Genomic DNA, 14,245 nt, shown 5'->3' on the forward strand with positions numbered 1-14,245 from the left:
TCATCTGGGAAGTCCACTCTGTGGGAGAGGCCCGATCTTGGGTCTCGGCAGGCTCGACTGGGAGCAGCGATGGGAAAAACACTCGCGGAGAAGGTTTGGGATGCGCATATCGTGCGCCGCGGTGAGGGGCACGAGCCAGACCTGCTCTACATCGATCTCCACCTGGTGCACGAGGTCACCAGTCCGCAGGCCTTCGAGGGGCTGCGGCTGGCGGGTCGACCCGTGCGCCGCCCCGATCTGACGCTGGCCACCGAGGACCACAATGTGCCCACGACCGGGATCGATCTGCCGATCGCCGACCCGGTTTCCCGGACACAGGTCGACACCTTGCGGAAAAACTGCGAGGAATTCGGCATCCGGCTGCATCCGATGGGCGACGCGGAGCAGGGCATCGTGCACGTTGTCGGGCCGCAGCTCGGGCTGACGCAGCCGGGCACCACGGTGGTGTGCGGCGACAGCCACACTTCGACACACGGCGCGTTCGGCGCGTTGGCCTTCGGCATCGGCACTTCGGAGGTCGAGCACGTGCTGGCCACCCAGACGCTGCCGCTGAAGCCGTTCAAGACCATGGCCATCAACATCGACGGTGCTTTGCGGCCGGGAGTCACCAGCAAGGACGTGATTCTGGCCGTCATCGCCAAGATCGGCACCGGTGGCGGGCAGGGCTACGTGCTGGAATACCGCGGCGATGCGATCCGGCAGCTGTCCATGGAAGCCCGCATGACGATCTGCAACATGTCGATCGAAGCGGGCGCTCGGGCGGGCATGATCGCGCCGGACGAAACGACTTTCGCCTACCTCAAGGGGCGCCCGCACGCCCCCGAAGGAGCGGACTGGGACGCCGCCGTCGAGTACTGGAAGACGCTGCACACCGACGACGACGCCACTTTCGACGCAGCAGTCACGCTGAACGCCGACGAACTGACCCCCTTCGTCACCTGGGGCACCAACCCGGGGCAGGGACTGCCGCTGGGCGAACGAGTGCCGGACCCGGCGCGGATCGTCGACGAGGGCGAGCGGTTCGCCGCCGAGAAGGCATTGGCCTACATGGGCTTGACACCGGGGATGCCGCTGCGCGAGGTGTCCGTGGACACCGTCTTCCTCGGTTCCTGCACCAACGGCCGCATCGAGGACCTGCGCGCCGCGGCGGAGGTCATCAAGGGCCGCAAGGTCGCCGCGGACGTGCGGATGCTCGTGGTGCCCGGCTCGATGAAGGTCCGCAAGCAGGCGGAGTCCGAGGGGTTGCACGAGGTTTTCACCGCCGCCGGCGCGGAATGGCGTTCGGCCGGTTGTTCGATGTGCCTAGGCATGAACCCGGACCAGCTCACGCCCGGTGAGCGCAGCGCGTCGACCTCCAACCGCAACTTCGAGGGCAGGCAAGGCAAGGGCGGCCGGACCCACCTGGTCTCGCCGCTGGTCGCCGCCGCTACCGCGGTGCGCGGCACGTTGTCCTCGCCCGAAGACCTCGACTAAAAACCCACCAGGAGCAGTGACGATGGAACCGTTCAAGACGCACACCGGGGTCGGCGTCCCGCTGCGCCGGTCCAACGTGGACACCGACCAGATCATCCCGGCGGTCTACCTCAAGCGGGTCTCCCGGACCGGATTCGAGGACGCCCTGTTCGCCGCCTGGCGCGGGGACGAGAACTTCATCCTCAACCACGAGGCCTTCCGCAACGGCAGCGTGCTGGTCGCCGGGCCCGACTTCGGCACCGGATCGTCGCGCGAGCACGCCGTGTGGGCGCTGAAGGACTACGGGTTCCGGGTGGTTATTTCAAGCCGTTTCGCGGACATCTTCCGTGGCAATTCGGGCAAGCAGGGGCTGCTGGCGGCCCAGTGCGAGCAGTCCGATGTGGAACTGCTGTGGAAGCTGCTGGAGAGCGAGCCCGGGACCGCCGTGACGGTCGATCTGGAGCAGCAGACCGTGCACGCGAAGGACCTCACGGTGCCCTTCCAGATCGACGACTACACCCGCTGGCGGCTGCTGGAAGGGCTCGACGACATCGGTCTGACCCTCCGCCACGCCGAGACGATCGACACTTTTGAGCAAGTCCGGCCGAGCTTCAAACCGGCCACCCTGCCCGCTCGACAGGGCTGATCGCGGTACCTTTCGGGGGCGAGTTTTTCCTTTTATGTAAGGAAAAACTCGCCTTTCGGAGAACAACTGAACAGTTGCTCAAGGAGACATGCGGACCCCGTTGCCCGGACTCGAATGCCCACGCCCCAACAAAAAAAATGTGCGTGGCGAATGGCATTTGTTTGTCCGGGGCTTTACCGTTGACATTGAGTCGGCCCAACGGGGCCGTTGTTGTGTCCTGGGAGGGACTGAAGTGAACAAGGCCCAACTCATCGAGGCTCTGGCAGAACGCCTCGGAGACAAGAAGACCGCCAGCCAGGCTGTGGAAAGCGTTGTGGACATCATCGTTCGCAACGTCAACAAAGGCGAGAAGGTCAACATCACCGGCTTCGGGGTTTTCGAGAAGCGGGCCCGTGCCGCGCGCACCGCTCGCAACCCGCGCACCGGTGAGAGCGTGAAGGTCAAGAAGACCAACGTTCCCGCCTTCCGTGCTGGCACCCAGTTCAAGGAAGTCGTGGGCGGACAGCGGAAACTGCCGCGCGTTTCCGCGGCCAAGGCGGCCACCACCCGTGGTGCGACCACCAAGACCGCGGGCGCCACCAGGGCAGCTGCCGGTACTCGCGCCAAGGCCACCACCACGCGTGCGGCCGCGACGAAGACCGCCGGCCGCACCACGGCGAAGGCCGCCACCACCGCCGCCAAGGCCGCCCCGAAGCGGGCGACCACGGCCGCCAAGGCGGCCGCCGCCAAGGCGACCCCGGCGAAGGCCACCGCGAAGCGGGCGACCACGGCCGCGAAGACCACCGCGGCCAAGACCACCCGTCCTGCGACCAAGAAGGCGACGACTACGCGCAAGTCCACGAAGAAGTGACCGCTCGCTTCTGCGGCGAGCAGCAGTGGACCGAGCGGGCGGCGAGTTGACCCCGGCAAGGGGAACACGAGCCGCCCGCTCACGGCGTTCCTCCGTCGCCCGGCCATCGCCCCGATATCAGGCGATGGCCGGATAACGACATGAGAAGGCCGTGGCCGCCGGATCTCCGGTGGACGCAGCAAAGTAACCCGTGGGCGATGCGCAACGCCCACACGGCGCGGTCAGCGCCGGACAGCGCCCGTTGAGCGCGGGCGCAGTCATTCGTTGCAGCCGGGGCGTCGGCGGATCATTTCGCCGGCATCGAATTCGCCGACGCATCCGTCTCTCTTCTCTCGCGCGCCCCCGGTACCTGCCGCTCGGCCGGGGTTCCGGTCAGGCGAGCGGGTCCGCGAGGTAATCGGCGGCGGCCAGCCGCACCGCCGGACCGCCGCCGTTGCCGGAATACCGGTCCCGGCTGAAGGTCAGCGTCCAGACGCTGCCTTTCCGGCTAGCCACCTCGCCGAGCGGCAACCCGGCGGAATCGGCCAGCCGCGTCACCAGATCCGGGATGACGCCGCCTTGGCTGCATACCAGCGCGGTGCCGGTACCGGCCGCCACTCGCCGCATCAGGTCGGCGGCCGCGTCCGGATCGCCCAGATAGCCCTCTTCGGAAAACAGCGGCTCGGTGGCAATCTCGATTCCGGTCTCGGCGGCGATCGGTGCCACCGTTTGTTCGCAGCGTAGCCGCGGAGCGGAATAGATCCGGGATGGCCCGAACAATCGCAACAGCGAATGCAATGCGTCGCGCTGTCGTTGGCCCGCTTCGGTGAGTGGGCGCAGCGTGTCGTCCCCGAACCATTCGGACCGTTTGCCCGCTTTTGCATGGCGCACCAGCAACACGGTCGCCGACTCGGTGGGCAACTGCTCGAATGCGTCGAGCACGCCCACATCGTGCGGATAACTCAGCTGCCCGCGCGCCTGGTCGGTACGCAGCCAACGCAGTTCGTCCACTTCGTCGTTCGGGGCGAATGCCCCGTCGCCGGCACGGGCCGTGAAGTAGTCGACCACCTTCATCGTGCGGCCGCCGCCGGATTCCGGCACCGGATAGTTCACCTGAGTGAGGAATTGGGACAGCACGCAGGAAAAGCCGGTCTCCTCGGCGACCTCCCGGACGGCCGCGTGCGCGGGCAGCTCGCCGCCGTCGAGTTTGCCCTTCGGCAGCGACCAGTCGTCGTAGCGGGGCCGGTGCACAACGGCCAGTTCGGGCCCCTTTGCGCCCGCGCGCCACAGCACGGCGCCGGCCGCCCGGACCGGGCTGGCCGGCGCCGCGGTCTGCATTTCGTCGATTCCACCGGACACCGGCTCGTTCTCGGTCACGCTCATCTTCCTCAAGACACCTTCGCGCCGTGCAGGCGCAGCATTTCCACCTGATGATCGCGAACTTGTTCCCCGCCGAGTGGCGAGGCCTCCCAGTCACCCTTGGCGTTGAGCACCCAGCAGCGGGTGGCCGGGTGCAGCGCCGAGTCGAGGATCTCGTCGAGCTGCTGGGTGAGCTTGGCATCGGTGACCTGGACCTGGGTTTCGATCCGCCGGTCCAGGTTGCGGTGCATCATGTCGGCGCTGCCGATCCAGTGCTCGTCGATGCCGACGAAATGGAACACGCGGGAGTGCTCCAGGAAGCGGCCCAGGATCGAGCGCACCTCGATGTTCTCGCTGAGCCCCTCCACGCCGGCCTTCAGCGCGCAGATCCCGCGCACCACCACGCGCACCGGCACCCCGGCCAGCGAAGCCCGGTACAGCGAGTCGATGATCTGCTCGTCGACCAGCGAGTTCACCTTCATCCAGATGCCGCAGGGCAAACCCTGCCGGGCCCGCTCGATCTCGGCCTCCACGCGCTCCACGATGCCGTTTCGGATGCCCTGCGGCGACACCAGAATCCGGCGGTACTGACCGTGCCGGGCGTAGCCGGTGAGCACATTGAACAGGTCCGTGAGGTCGGCCCCGATCTCCGGTGAGGCGGTCAGCAGGCCGAGATCCTCGTAGATCCGCGCGGTCTTCGGGTTGTAGTTGCCGGTGCCCAGGTGGCAGTAGCGGCGGATCGTCGAACCCTCCTGGCGCACCACGAGCGCGGTCTTGCAGTGCGTCTTCAACCCCACCAGGCCGTAGACGACGTGCACCCCGGCGCGCTCCAGGGTGCGCGCCCACTGGATGTTGGCCTGCTCGTCGAACCGCGCCTTCAACTCCACCAGCGCCACCACCTGCTTGCCGGCCTCGGCGGCGTCGATGAGGGCGTTGACGATCGGAGAATCACCGGAAGTCCGGTACAGAGTCTGCTTGATGGCCAGCACATGCGGATCCGCCGCGGCCTGCTCGATGAATCGTTGCACCGACGTGGAGAACGAGTCATAGGGATGGTGCAACAGCACGTCACCCTCGCGCAGCGTGGAGAAAATGCTCTTCGGCGTCTGTCCCTCGGCGAACGCGGCGTGCGTCGCGGGCACATACGGCGGTTCCTTGAGATCGGGGCGCTGCAACCGGTCCAGCTGGAACAGGCAGGACAGGTCCAGCAGTCCCTTGACCTCCACCACGTCGTGCTGGTCGACCTCCAGCTCGCGCAGCAGGAGTTCGAGCATGTTCTCGCTCATCGTGTCGGTCACTTCCAGCCGCACCGGCGGCCCGAAGCGACGACGCGCGAGCTCCCGCTCCATGGCCTGCAGCAGGTCTTCGTCGCGGTCCTCCTCCACCTCGAGGTCGGCATTGCGGGTGACCCGGAAGATGTGGTGCTCGGAGACCCGCATGCCCGGGAACAGCTTCTCCAGGTGCGCGGCGATGAGTTCTTCCAGCGGCAGGAAAGTGGCGTGCTCGTTCTCCCGGTCGGCTTCGATCCGGATCAGCCGAGGCACGTTGTCCGGAACCTTGACCCGCGCGAAGCGCCGCAGCCCGGCGTCCGGATCGGCGACGGTGACCGCGAGGTTCAGCGACAGCCCGGAGATGTAGGGGAACGGGTGCGCCGGGTCGACCGCCAGCGGGGTGAGCACCGGGAAGATGTGGTCCTCGAAATAGCGGGTCAGTTTGGCATGATCGGCGGTCTCCAGCTCGGCCCAGTTCAGGATCCGGATACCGTGCGCCTCCAGCTCCGGCAGCAGCTCGTCGAGGAAAACCCGGCTCAGCTTCTCCATCAGGTCCTGGTTGCGGGCAGAGATCCGGACCAGCTGCTCGTGCGGGGTGAGCCCATCGGCGCTGCGGACCGAAAGGCCGGTTTCCTCGCGGCGCTTCAGCCCGGCGACCCGGACCATGTAGAACTCGTCCAGGTTGGACGCGAAGATCGCGAGGAACTTGGCGCGTTCGAGCACCGGCTTCGACGGGTCCTCGGCCATCGCCAGCACCCGCGCGTTGAAATCCAGCCAGGACAATTCGCGGTTGAGGTAGCGGTCCTCGGGCAGGTCGGTGGTGGCCGCCGCGCGGGTCACCGCGGGCGGGGCCGACGGCACCCGTGCGCCTTCGTTGTTGGCGGCGGTGTTCGCGTCGGTGTTGGTGGCTGCCGGCCTGTCGGCAGCGACCGGATCGCCGGCGCCGCGAGCCGGGAGCGGCGCGTGGCTCGTGGACCGTCCGCTGGGGGTTCGCTTGGCGGGCTGTTCTGGGGCCCGATCGCTGCTGTCGGTGCTCACGGCCCCATTGTCACCCATCGGACCGGTTCGGTTCGACCGCTGAGGTGGCCATGTGACGTTCGTGGACGCGAGTGAATCTTCCGGTAGCGCCTCTTGAATGCCGCATTGCGCAGACGCGTCCAGGGGAGTGCGGCGGGCGCGGCGCTCAAGAGGTCCGCGCGGCGGTGCGCGGGCCGAGACCGAGCGCGGCCGCGGCGGTCAGGTCGGCCTCGGTGTCCACGTCGCAGCGCAGCGAGTCCCACGCGCCGAGGAGGACTTTCGCGCCGGACTCGGCGTGCGCGTCGGCCGAACCCGGCCCGAACCGAGGGTCGAGCGGGCGACCGGGCTCGGCCAACAGCAGCGTGGTGCCGGTGCCGTGCCGGTCCGGACAGAACGAGCGGTCGTCGCCGGCGGCGTTGATCGCGGCGGCGAGATCGCCGGGTCGCAGGGCGGGCAGATCCGCCTGCAATGCCCCGACCCGCGACACGGCCGCCCTTCTTCGCAACTGGGTGTCGCCGTGCCGCAAAGCGGCGTTCAGCCCGGCGGCCGGCACGTCCGCGAGTACCTCGACGCCATCGGCCGTGAACGCTTCGGTGAGCGTCGGATCGGAAGTCACCACGACGATTCCGGCGACGCCGGGAGCCCGGCGCGCGGCGGACACTGTGTCCAATGCCACGGCCGTGACCAGGTCGGCGTGCGCGGCCGGCTGGCGCGCTCCGCGGTCGGCGGCGCCAAGCAGCCGCGACTTGGCCAGATGCAGCGGTTTGATCGGCACGATGAGGTGGAAGCCTGCGCTCACGACAGCCATCTTGCGTCGTGCGGCCGGAGCGCGTCACCGAGGCCCGGCATTCGGCCGTCCGGGATGTCCGGCCGCTGGGCCAGGCAGGTAACTTGACTGGCGCTTGCGACCAGTTGAAGGAGTTGCCGTGGCGGAACCGAAGAGCCTCCGGCGCCAGCGGAGGCAGACCAGCGAAAAGGCGCGGGGGATGGGCAGGTTCTGGCTCGGCCTGGCCCGCGGCGTCTTCTACCCGCTGACCGCCGTGTTGGCGCGCACCAAGGTGACCGGGCTGGAGCACATCCCGGCCGAGGGCCCCGCGCTGCTGGTGTTCAACCACGTTTCCCACCTGGACCCGGTCTTCGACGCCGTGACCGTGCACCGCGCCGGCCGAGTGCCGCGGTTCCTGGCGAAGAACACGCTGTGGAACGTTCCGGTGCTTAAGAGCGTTCTCGTCGGTGTCGAGCAGATCCCGGTCTATCGCGGCACCGCCGACGCGCAGAAGAGCCTGCAGGACGCGCACGACGCCCTGCAGCGCGGCAAGACGATCGTGATCTACCCGGACGGCACCATCACCAAGGATCCGGACGGCTGGCCGATGACCCCGAAGGTCGGGGTGGCCCGGTTGGCGCTGGCGCACGACATTCCGGTTATCCCGGCCGCCCGGTGGGGTACTCGGGAAATCTACGACCATTACCAGAAGCGCTTTCGGCCCGTCCCGCGCAAGTCCGTCACCCTCGCCTTCGGCGAGCCGCTGGACCTGACGGCCTACCGGGGTATGGAGCACGACACGAACGCGCTGCGGGAGGTCACGCACCTGGCGATGACGCGCGTGCGGGAACTTCTCGGTGAGATCCGCGGCGAGCAGCCGCCCACCGACTTCTACAGCTCCGCCCGCAAGAGCCGGGGCAACGATGGCGCCGCCTGAGCGGATCACGGTGCTCGGTGCCGGATCCTGGGGCACCACGTTCGCGAAGGTGCTTGCCGACGCGGGCAACGACGTGGTCCTGTGGGCCCGGCGGGCGGAGGTCGCCGCGGCGATCAACGAAACCCGCCGCAATAGCGCGTACCTACCGGACATCCGGCTTCCGTCGACGCTGCGCGCCACCGACGACGCGGCCGAGGCGGTACATGGTGCGGGCGCGGTCGTGCTAGCGGTGCCCAGCCAGACGCTGCGCGAAAACCTGGCCGGTTGGCAGCCCCTACTGCCGCCCGAGGCGACGCTGGTTAGCCTTGCCAAGGGCGTGGAGCTGAGCACGCTGAAGCGGATGAGCGAGGTGATCGGCGAGGTCGCCGACGTGCCGATGGCGCATGTCGCGGTGGTCTCCGGTCCCAACCTGGCCAAGGAGATCGCCGCCGAACAACCGACCGCGACCGTGGTGGCCTGCCCGGACCACGACCGCGCCGTCGCGCTCCAGCACGCCTGCTCGACGCCGTACTTCCGGCCCTACACCAACACCGATCTGGTCGGTATCGAGATCGCCGGGGCATGTAAGAACGTGATCGCGCTGGCGTGCGGGATGGCCGCCGGGCTGGGGTTCGGGCACAACACGATGTCGTCCCTGATCACCCGTGGCCTGGCCGAGACGACTCGGCTCGGCGTCGCGCTCGGCGCCGACCCGATGACGTTCGCCGGGCTCGCCGGGCTGGGCGATCTGGTCGCCACGGCCATGTCCCCGTTGTCGCGCAACCGGACCTTCGGCGAGCGGCTGGGGCGCGGCGAGACTATGGCGCAGGCGCAGGAGGCGGCACACGGGCAGGTTTCCGAGGGCGTCAAGTCCTGCTCGTCGATCCGGCAGCTGGCGGCGCGCCACGGCGTCGAGATGCCGATCACCGATGTGGTGCACCGGGTCTGCCACGAAGGGCTCGCCCCCGCACCGGCGGCCGCCGAACTGCTGGGCCGCGAACGCAAACCGGAGTGAGCCGATTGCAAGCGAAATCGGCACGTTGATTTCCATTGCAATCGCCCGCCCGTGGGGCTCGGGCCCCGGCAAGACACGGAGGAGAGTTGTGGCGACATCGGAATTCGGCGACGGCACGCGGTGCGTTCGCGGCGGACATCCGGAACCGGTCGGCGGGACGCCGCTGTTGCCCGGCCCGGTGTTCGCCGCGCCGTTCCACCTGGGCGAGGACTTCCAGGGGGGCGATTTCTACGGGCGCGCGGGCAATCCCACGTGGCGGGCGCTGGAGTCGGCCATCGGCGACCTCGACGGCGGTCATTGCATCCTGTTGCCCTCCGGCATGGCGGCGATCAGTTTGCTGCTGCGCGCGGTGCTGCGCAACGGCGACGCGTTGATCCTGCCCGGCGACGGTTATTACGCGACGCGCCAGTTCGTCCGGGACGAGCTGGCCGAGCTGGAGCTGAACATCCGGGAGATCGCCACGCCCGGTCCGTGGCACGACGAGGTCTTCGCCGGAGTTCGGCTGGTGTTGCTGGAAACCCCGTCCAATCCCGGCCTCGACGTGTGCGACATCGCCGGGCTCGCCGGACGCGCGCACGCGGCGGGCGCCTTGCTGGCGGTGGACAACACCACGGCGACGCCGCTCGGGCAGCGACCGCTGGAGCTGGGCGCGGACATCGTGGTCTCCAGCGACACCAAGGCGTTGGCCGGGCACAGCGACGTGCTGCTGGGGCACGTGTCGGTTCGCGACGCGGAGCTGGCGCAGCGGTTGGTGCGGGCGCGGACGCTGTCCGGTTCGATTCCCGGTCCGTTCGAGACCTGGCTGGCGCACCGCAGCATGGGCACGCTCGACCTGCGCCTGGCGCGGCAGGCCGAGAACGCCGCCGCGCTAGTCGCATCCCTGCGCGATCATCCGGCGGTTTCCGGGCTGCGCTGGCCGGGCGATCCGGGCGACCCTTCGCACGATCTCGCACGGCGGCAGATGCGCCGTTGGGGCGGGGTGTTCCGGTTCGAGCTGGCCGATGCGGCGGCGGTCGACGAGTTCGTGCGGCGCAGCCGCTTGGTCGTGGCGGCGACGAGCTTCGGCGGCCTGCACAGCACGGTCGACCGCCGGGCGCAGTGGGGCGACCCGGTCCCGGAGGGCTTCGTCCGCTTCTCCGCGGGCTGCGAAGATCCCGCAGACTTGGTCGCCGACGTCCACCAAGCCCTGGGCTGAGGCGTAGCGGTTCGCTCGAAGCTGCGTGTTTCGGGTGCCGGGGAGCACGCCCGCCACTCCACAGTGTGAGATCTTGCGCGCTCCGGTTGACGCGGGTTCGGCGGGCTGGTTCAGTTTGCGTCGTGTTGCTGCGTGCTATGACCGATCGACGGGGTCACATCGACCTGCGCCGTGTCGCCAGCGCGCTCTGTCTGTGTTCTTCGTGTTGATCGTTCTCCCGTAATTCCCGGGTATCCGGCGTGCTGTGCTCGCGTGCGCTGATGACCCGGAGCTCATCACGATCCCGAAGGACAAATCGTCTTGTTCGCCGTTCCGCCGAATACCGTTGCCGCGCCTGCCGATCTCACCATCGCGCACCCGGTCCGCATCGCTCGCGAGCTCGCCGCCGACCGCGGCTCGTGGGCGCACCTGCTGCGCTACGACCCGGAGCAGCGCTGGGTTGGCCTGCTCACGCGAACCGAGAGCTACGAGGCATGGCTGCTGAGCTGGTTGCCCGGCCAGCACACCGACCTGCACGACCACGGCGGCGCCACCGGAGCCTTCACCGTGGTCTCCGGCGCCTTGACCGAGCGCGTCATCCAACGCGGCGCAACCGAGGTGCTGCACCCGCTGGTTGCGGGCCAGTCCCGGGTCTTCGGGCCGAACTACGTGCACCAGGTGCACAACAACGGCCCGGACCCGGCGGTGAGCATCCACGTCTACCGCCCCACGCGGGCCCGAATGACGCTCTACGCCCACGACCCCATCACCGGCCTCCGCCGGATGTGACCGCCGCCCGGTCAGGGTTCGGTCCGCAGGCGCATGCGGCGGAGTTGTTGGGCAGCGGCGGCCCGGTCGCCGGGACGGTCCCTTGTGACCAGTCGTCGGGCGACGGAGTCCTGCAGCTGAACTGACCTGTTGTCGCTGTACTTGAACTTCGCGGTCACCGAGTCGACGTGCACGATCACTCCGCGGATTCCCTTCAGCATCCGGTGGAACGGGCCGTCATGGGCGGTCACCTCGGCCGTCCCGCCCGTGGGCTGGAAGTGCTCCAGCTGCCGTTGCAGCAAAGCCGCTTTGGCCGCCGGGTCGTCGACCAGCTCCGCCAAGCCCGATAGCTGCACGCTGGCGTAGTGGCTGGTCGGCACGCCCGAGCTGGGCGGGGTGTCACCCTCGACCCGCCACGGGCCGGGGATGTAGGCGTAGTCGTCCACAATCGACAACACGCAGTGCGGATCGTTCTCCAGCGCGCGCAGGATCGGATTGGGGCGCGCGAGGTGAAAACGAACGCGATCGCCGTCGAACGCGAAATGCACCGGCTGCACGACGGGGCGCCGATCCGGGTAGACGGCCACCAGCTGGCCGAAGTCGTGCCCGTCGGCCAGCTGGTGCCGCCATTCCTGCTCGTCGATCGGCGAGTCCCAGGGGTGGACCAGCATTCAGGCCTCCGGCGTGGGTTTTGCGAGGTGCCGGGCCGGGAACACAAACCCGGGGTAGCGGCGGTGCGCATCGGCGGCCGCACCGCCGCCGTCGAGCCACGCGAGGAAGCCGTCCAGCCAAGCCAGTTCCGGCCGCGGTTCTCGCCGCGTCGGGAAAGCGGGCCCGGAATCCGCCAATTCCACGACTGTCATGCCGGGTACGTCCGTTCGCCCACGTGCGGCGGAACTGCGAACCCCGCCGGAAGATCCGTCGACGGTTCCGGCGCGCCCCAGTGCATTCGTAGCGGGAGCACCCCGGCCCATGCCTTGCCCGCCTCGATGTCCTCGGTGTCGTCGTTCGGCCCGCCGTCGCGGATCTTCACCGCCGCTTCGGCGAGGTCGACGGCGAGGACGGCGGTCGCGGCCAGTTCCCGCTTGTTCGGCTGCCGCGCGTGTTCCCACGAGCCGGGGGCGAGCTGGTCGGTGATCACCCGCAGCGCCTGCAGCTTCTCGTCGGCGTCCACGACTTCCCGGGCCTGACCGTGGATCATCGCGGAGCGGTAGTTCACGGAGTGGTGGAACAGCGAACGCGCGTAGACGATCCCGTCGAGGTGGGTCACCGTGACGCAGACCTCGACCCCGCCGGCGGCCTCGCGTAGGCTCCGCGCGCCGGTCGAACCGTGCAGGTAGAGCGTGTCGCCGCGGCGGCCGTAACCGGTGGGCAGGACCCGGGGCGAGCCGTCGATCAGCAGCCCGAGGTGGCAGATCAGGCCAGCGTCCAAGCTGGCGTACAGGTCGCTGCGGTCGCTGCGGGCCCTGGCGCTGCTGCGGCGGATGGTGGTCCGGTCTGTGGTGGAGAGGTGTCGGGTCACGTGCAACAGGATCTTCCCGCAAGTGGCATTATCGAAGTGCCAATCAGGGAGAATTTTGAAATGCCACATGCCGTGCCCGCGGCGAGCTCACCGCTGCTGGAGCTCGCCATCGACCTGCACCGCGACGATCCGCGCCCGCTCGCCGTGCAGCTGGCCGATGCGCTGCGACACGCGGCGACGATCGGTCAACTCCGCGGCGGCGACCGCCTCCCGTCGACGCGTGCCCTCGCGCGTCACCTCGTGGTCAGCCGCACAGTGACCGCCGCTGCCTACGAGCAGCTGTACGCGGAGGGGTGGATCGCCGGCCGGCACGGCTCGGGCACCTACGTCACCACCAGCCCGCCCGGATCGCGCATCGAGCCCGCTACCGGTGCCAAGCGCGGCGAGCGGGAGCCGGACGAACCCGTGGTGGTGCTCACGCCGGGCGTGCCGTGGGCGGAGGGCGTCGATCGGGCGGCCTGGCGCCGGGCCTGGCGCGCGGCGGCCGACACGGAGCCGGACTCGAAACCACACCGTGCGGGAGTCGTCGAGTACCGCGAGGCCGTCGTCGAGCACCTGCTGCGCCACCGTGGTCTGGTCGTCGGCGGGCTGACGGTGGAAAACGTGCTGGCCACCGGCGGCACCACGTCGGCTGTCGTCGAGCTGGCCTCCGCGGTGCTGCGGCGCGGCGCGACTGTCGCGGTGGAGGAGCCCGGTTACCAGCGCGCGGTTGGGGCGCTGCGGTCGGCGGGTGTGCGCGTGGTGCCCGCACCCGTCGACCACGCGGGCATCGTCGTCGACGCGATTCCGCGAGGCGTGCGGGCCGTGTACTGCTCGCCCGCGCACCAATATCCGATCGGCGGTCGGCTGCCCGCCGAGCGCCGGATCGAACTGGTCGAGCGCGCCCGCGTCGAGGGCTGGTTGATCATCGAAGACGACTATGACGGTGAGCTCCGTTACGACGTGGCACCACTGCCGGTACTCGCGTCGATGGCCCCCGACGTCGTCGTGCACCTCGGCACGACCAGCAAGATCCTCACGCCAACCCTGGGCGTGGGCTGGATGCTGGCCCCCGACAAGGTCGCCGCGGCAGTGTTGCAGCACCGGGACTGCACCGGAACCGGCCCGGCCCCCGCCGGTCAGCGCGTGCTGGTGGAGCTCGCGCGCCACGGCGACCTCGGGCGGCACCTGCGGCGGCTGCGGCGAGAACTCTCTCAGCGCCGGGCCCTGGTGGTGGACGGGCTCGCCGCCGAGGGCGTCGAGGTGTTCGGGGACCGGGCCGGGGCGCACGTGGTGCTCCCGCTGCCGGACGCGGAAGCCGAGCAGCGGGTGGTCGCGGCGGCCGGGGAGCGGGGCCTGGTGCTCGACGGGCTGCGCCGGCATCACTGCGGTCCGCAGCAGTGGTTCGGGCTCGCGCTCGGGTACGCCGCGTGCTCGCGCAGCGAACTGGAGCGGGCACTGCCGATCTTGGCCCGGCTCTGCGGCGCCGGATGAACCACCTCGCGGACCTGGCACCCATCATGCCGGGGAC

14 protein-coding genes are annotated in these 14,245 nt (G+C 69.4%); 8 read left to right on the plus strand and 6 right to left on the minus strand.

Annotation, left to right across the window (positions count from 1 at the left end; translation table 11 throughout):
* Nucleotides 1-69 precede the first annotated feature (69 nt).
* From leuC to BJ970_RS14585, 3 genes are all read left to right on the plus strand, one after another.
* Nucleotides 70-1,473, plus strand: coding sequence for a 3-isopropylmalate dehydratase large subunit (gene leuC, locus BJ970_RS14575; protein WP_184726759.1), 1,404 nt, complete (start codon nt 70-72; stop codon nt 1,471-1,473).
* Between the two features lie 22 nt (nt 1,474-1,495).
* Nucleotides 1,496-2,098, plus strand: a complete 603-nt coding sequence (leuD, locus tag BJ970_RS14580; protein ID WP_184726760.1) for a 3-isopropylmalate dehydratase small subunit — start codon at nt 1,496-1,498, stop codon at nt 2,096-2,098.
* 232 nt (nt 2,099-2,330) lie between these two features.
* Nucleotides 2,331-2,948 carry an HU family DNA-binding protein gene (locus BJ970_RS14585; protein ID WP_184729106.1) on the plus strand — a complete coding sequence of 206 codons (618 nt, stop codon included), beginning with the start codon at nt 2,331-2,333 and terminating at the stop codon, nt 2,946-2,948.
* A gap of 372 nt (nt 2,949-3,320) precedes the next feature.
* Here the strand turns inward: BJ970_RS14585 and BJ970_RS14590 are convergent, their stop codons facing one another.
* The 3 genes from BJ970_RS14590 to cofC all read right to left on the minus strand — a co-directional run bounded on the left by BJ970_RS14590 (nt 3,321) and on the right by cofC (nt 7,373).
* A complete protein-coding gene (locus BJ970_RS14590) occupies nt 3,321-4,265 on the minus strand; it encodes an NUDIX hydrolase (protein ID WP_376775120.1) in 945 nt (314 codons plus the stop codon).
* A 50-nt stretch (nt 4,266-4,315) separates the two neighbouring features.
* Nucleotides 4,316-6,613 carry an RNA degradosome polyphosphate kinase gene (locus tag BJ970_RS14595; protein WP_184726762.1) on the minus strand — a complete coding sequence of 766 codons (2,298 nt, stop codon included), beginning with the start codon at nt 6,611-6,613 and terminating at the stop codon, nt 4,316-4,318.
* Nucleotides 6,614-6,740: 127 nt separating this feature from the next.
* A complete protein-coding gene (gene cofC, locus BJ970_RS14600) occupies nt 6,741-7,373 on the minus strand; it encodes a 2-phospho-L-lactate guanylyltransferase (protein ID WP_184726763.1) in 633 nt (210 codons plus the stop codon).
* Nucleotides 7,374-7,500: 127 nt separating this feature from the next.
* On the opposite strand from cofC, the gene BJ970_RS14605 reads away from it, so the two are divergent.
* The 4 genes from BJ970_RS14605 (at nt 7,501) to BJ970_RS14620 (ending at nt 11,234) form a co-directional block, all read left to right on the plus strand.
* Complete coding sequence (locus tag BJ970_RS14605; RefSeq protein ID WP_184726764.1) at nt 7,501-8,277, plus strand: lysophospholipid acyltransferase family protein; 777 nt, start codon at nt 7,501-7,503, stop codon at nt 8,275-8,277.
* Nucleotides 8,264-9,271, plus strand: coding sequence for an NAD(P)H-dependent glycerol-3-phosphate dehydrogenase (locus BJ970_RS14610; RefSeq protein WP_184726765.1), 1,008 nt, complete (start codon nt 8,264-8,266; stop codon nt 9,269-9,271). The genes BJ970_RS14605 and BJ970_RS14610 overlap by 14 nt, the downstream gene beginning before the upstream one ends.
* A gap of 88 nt (nt 9,272-9,359) precedes the next feature.
* A complete protein-coding gene (locus BJ970_RS14615; RefSeq protein WP_184726766.1) occupies nt 9,360-10,466 on the plus strand; it encodes a cystathionine gamma-lyase in 1,107 nt (368 codons plus the stop codon).
* A 300-nt stretch (nt 10,467-10,766) separates the two neighbouring features.
* Nucleotides 10,767-11,234, plus strand: a complete 468-nt coding sequence (locus tag BJ970_RS14620; RefSeq protein WP_184726767.1) for a cysteine dioxygenase — start codon at nt 10,767-10,769, stop codon at nt 11,232-11,234.
* A gap of 11 nt (nt 11,235-11,245) precedes the next feature.
* On the opposite strand, the gene BJ970_RS14625 is transcribed toward BJ970_RS14620, so the two are convergent.
* From BJ970_RS14625 to BJ970_RS14635, 3 genes are read right to left on the minus strand one after another with little or no spacing between them, the layout of a single operon-like run.
* Complete coding sequence (locus BJ970_RS14625) at nt 11,246-11,884, minus strand: FMN-binding negative transcriptional regulator (protein WP_184726768.1); 639 nt, start codon at nt 11,882-11,884, stop codon at nt 11,246-11,248.
* Nucleotides 11,885-12,076, minus strand: a complete 192-nt coding sequence (locus BJ970_RS14630) for a hypothetical protein (RefSeq protein ID WP_184726769.1) — start codon at nt 12,074-12,076, stop codon at nt 11,885-11,887. It abuts the gene before it with no gap.
* Entirely contained in the window at nt 12,073-12,735 is a 663-nt protein-coding gene (locus tag BJ970_RS14635) for a pyridoxamine 5'-phosphate oxidase family protein (protein ID WP_312864251.1), read from the minus strand. Before BJ970_RS14635 ends, BJ970_RS14630 begins: the two co-directional genes overlap by 4 nt.
* A 60-nt stretch (nt 12,736-12,795) precedes the next feature.
* Here BJ970_RS14635 and pdxR point away from each other — a divergent pair, with 60 nt between their 5' ends.
* The gene (gene pdxR, locus BJ970_RS14640; protein ID WP_184726771.1) at nt 12,796-14,208 is read left to right on the plus strand and encodes a MocR-like pyridoxine biosynthesis transcription factor PdxR; all 1,413 of its coding nucleotides are present in this window, start codon (nt 12,796-12,798) and stop codon (nt 14,206-14,208) included.
* The last annotated feature ends 37 nt before the right edge of the window (nt 14,209-14,245 follow it).

It is taken from the genome of Saccharopolyspora phatthalungensis, from assembly GCF_014203395.1.
In the GTDB taxonomy this organism is placed as follows: domain Bacteria; phylum Actinomycetota; class Actinomycetes; order Mycobacteriales; family Pseudonocardiaceae; genus Saccharopolyspora; species Saccharopolyspora phatthalungensis.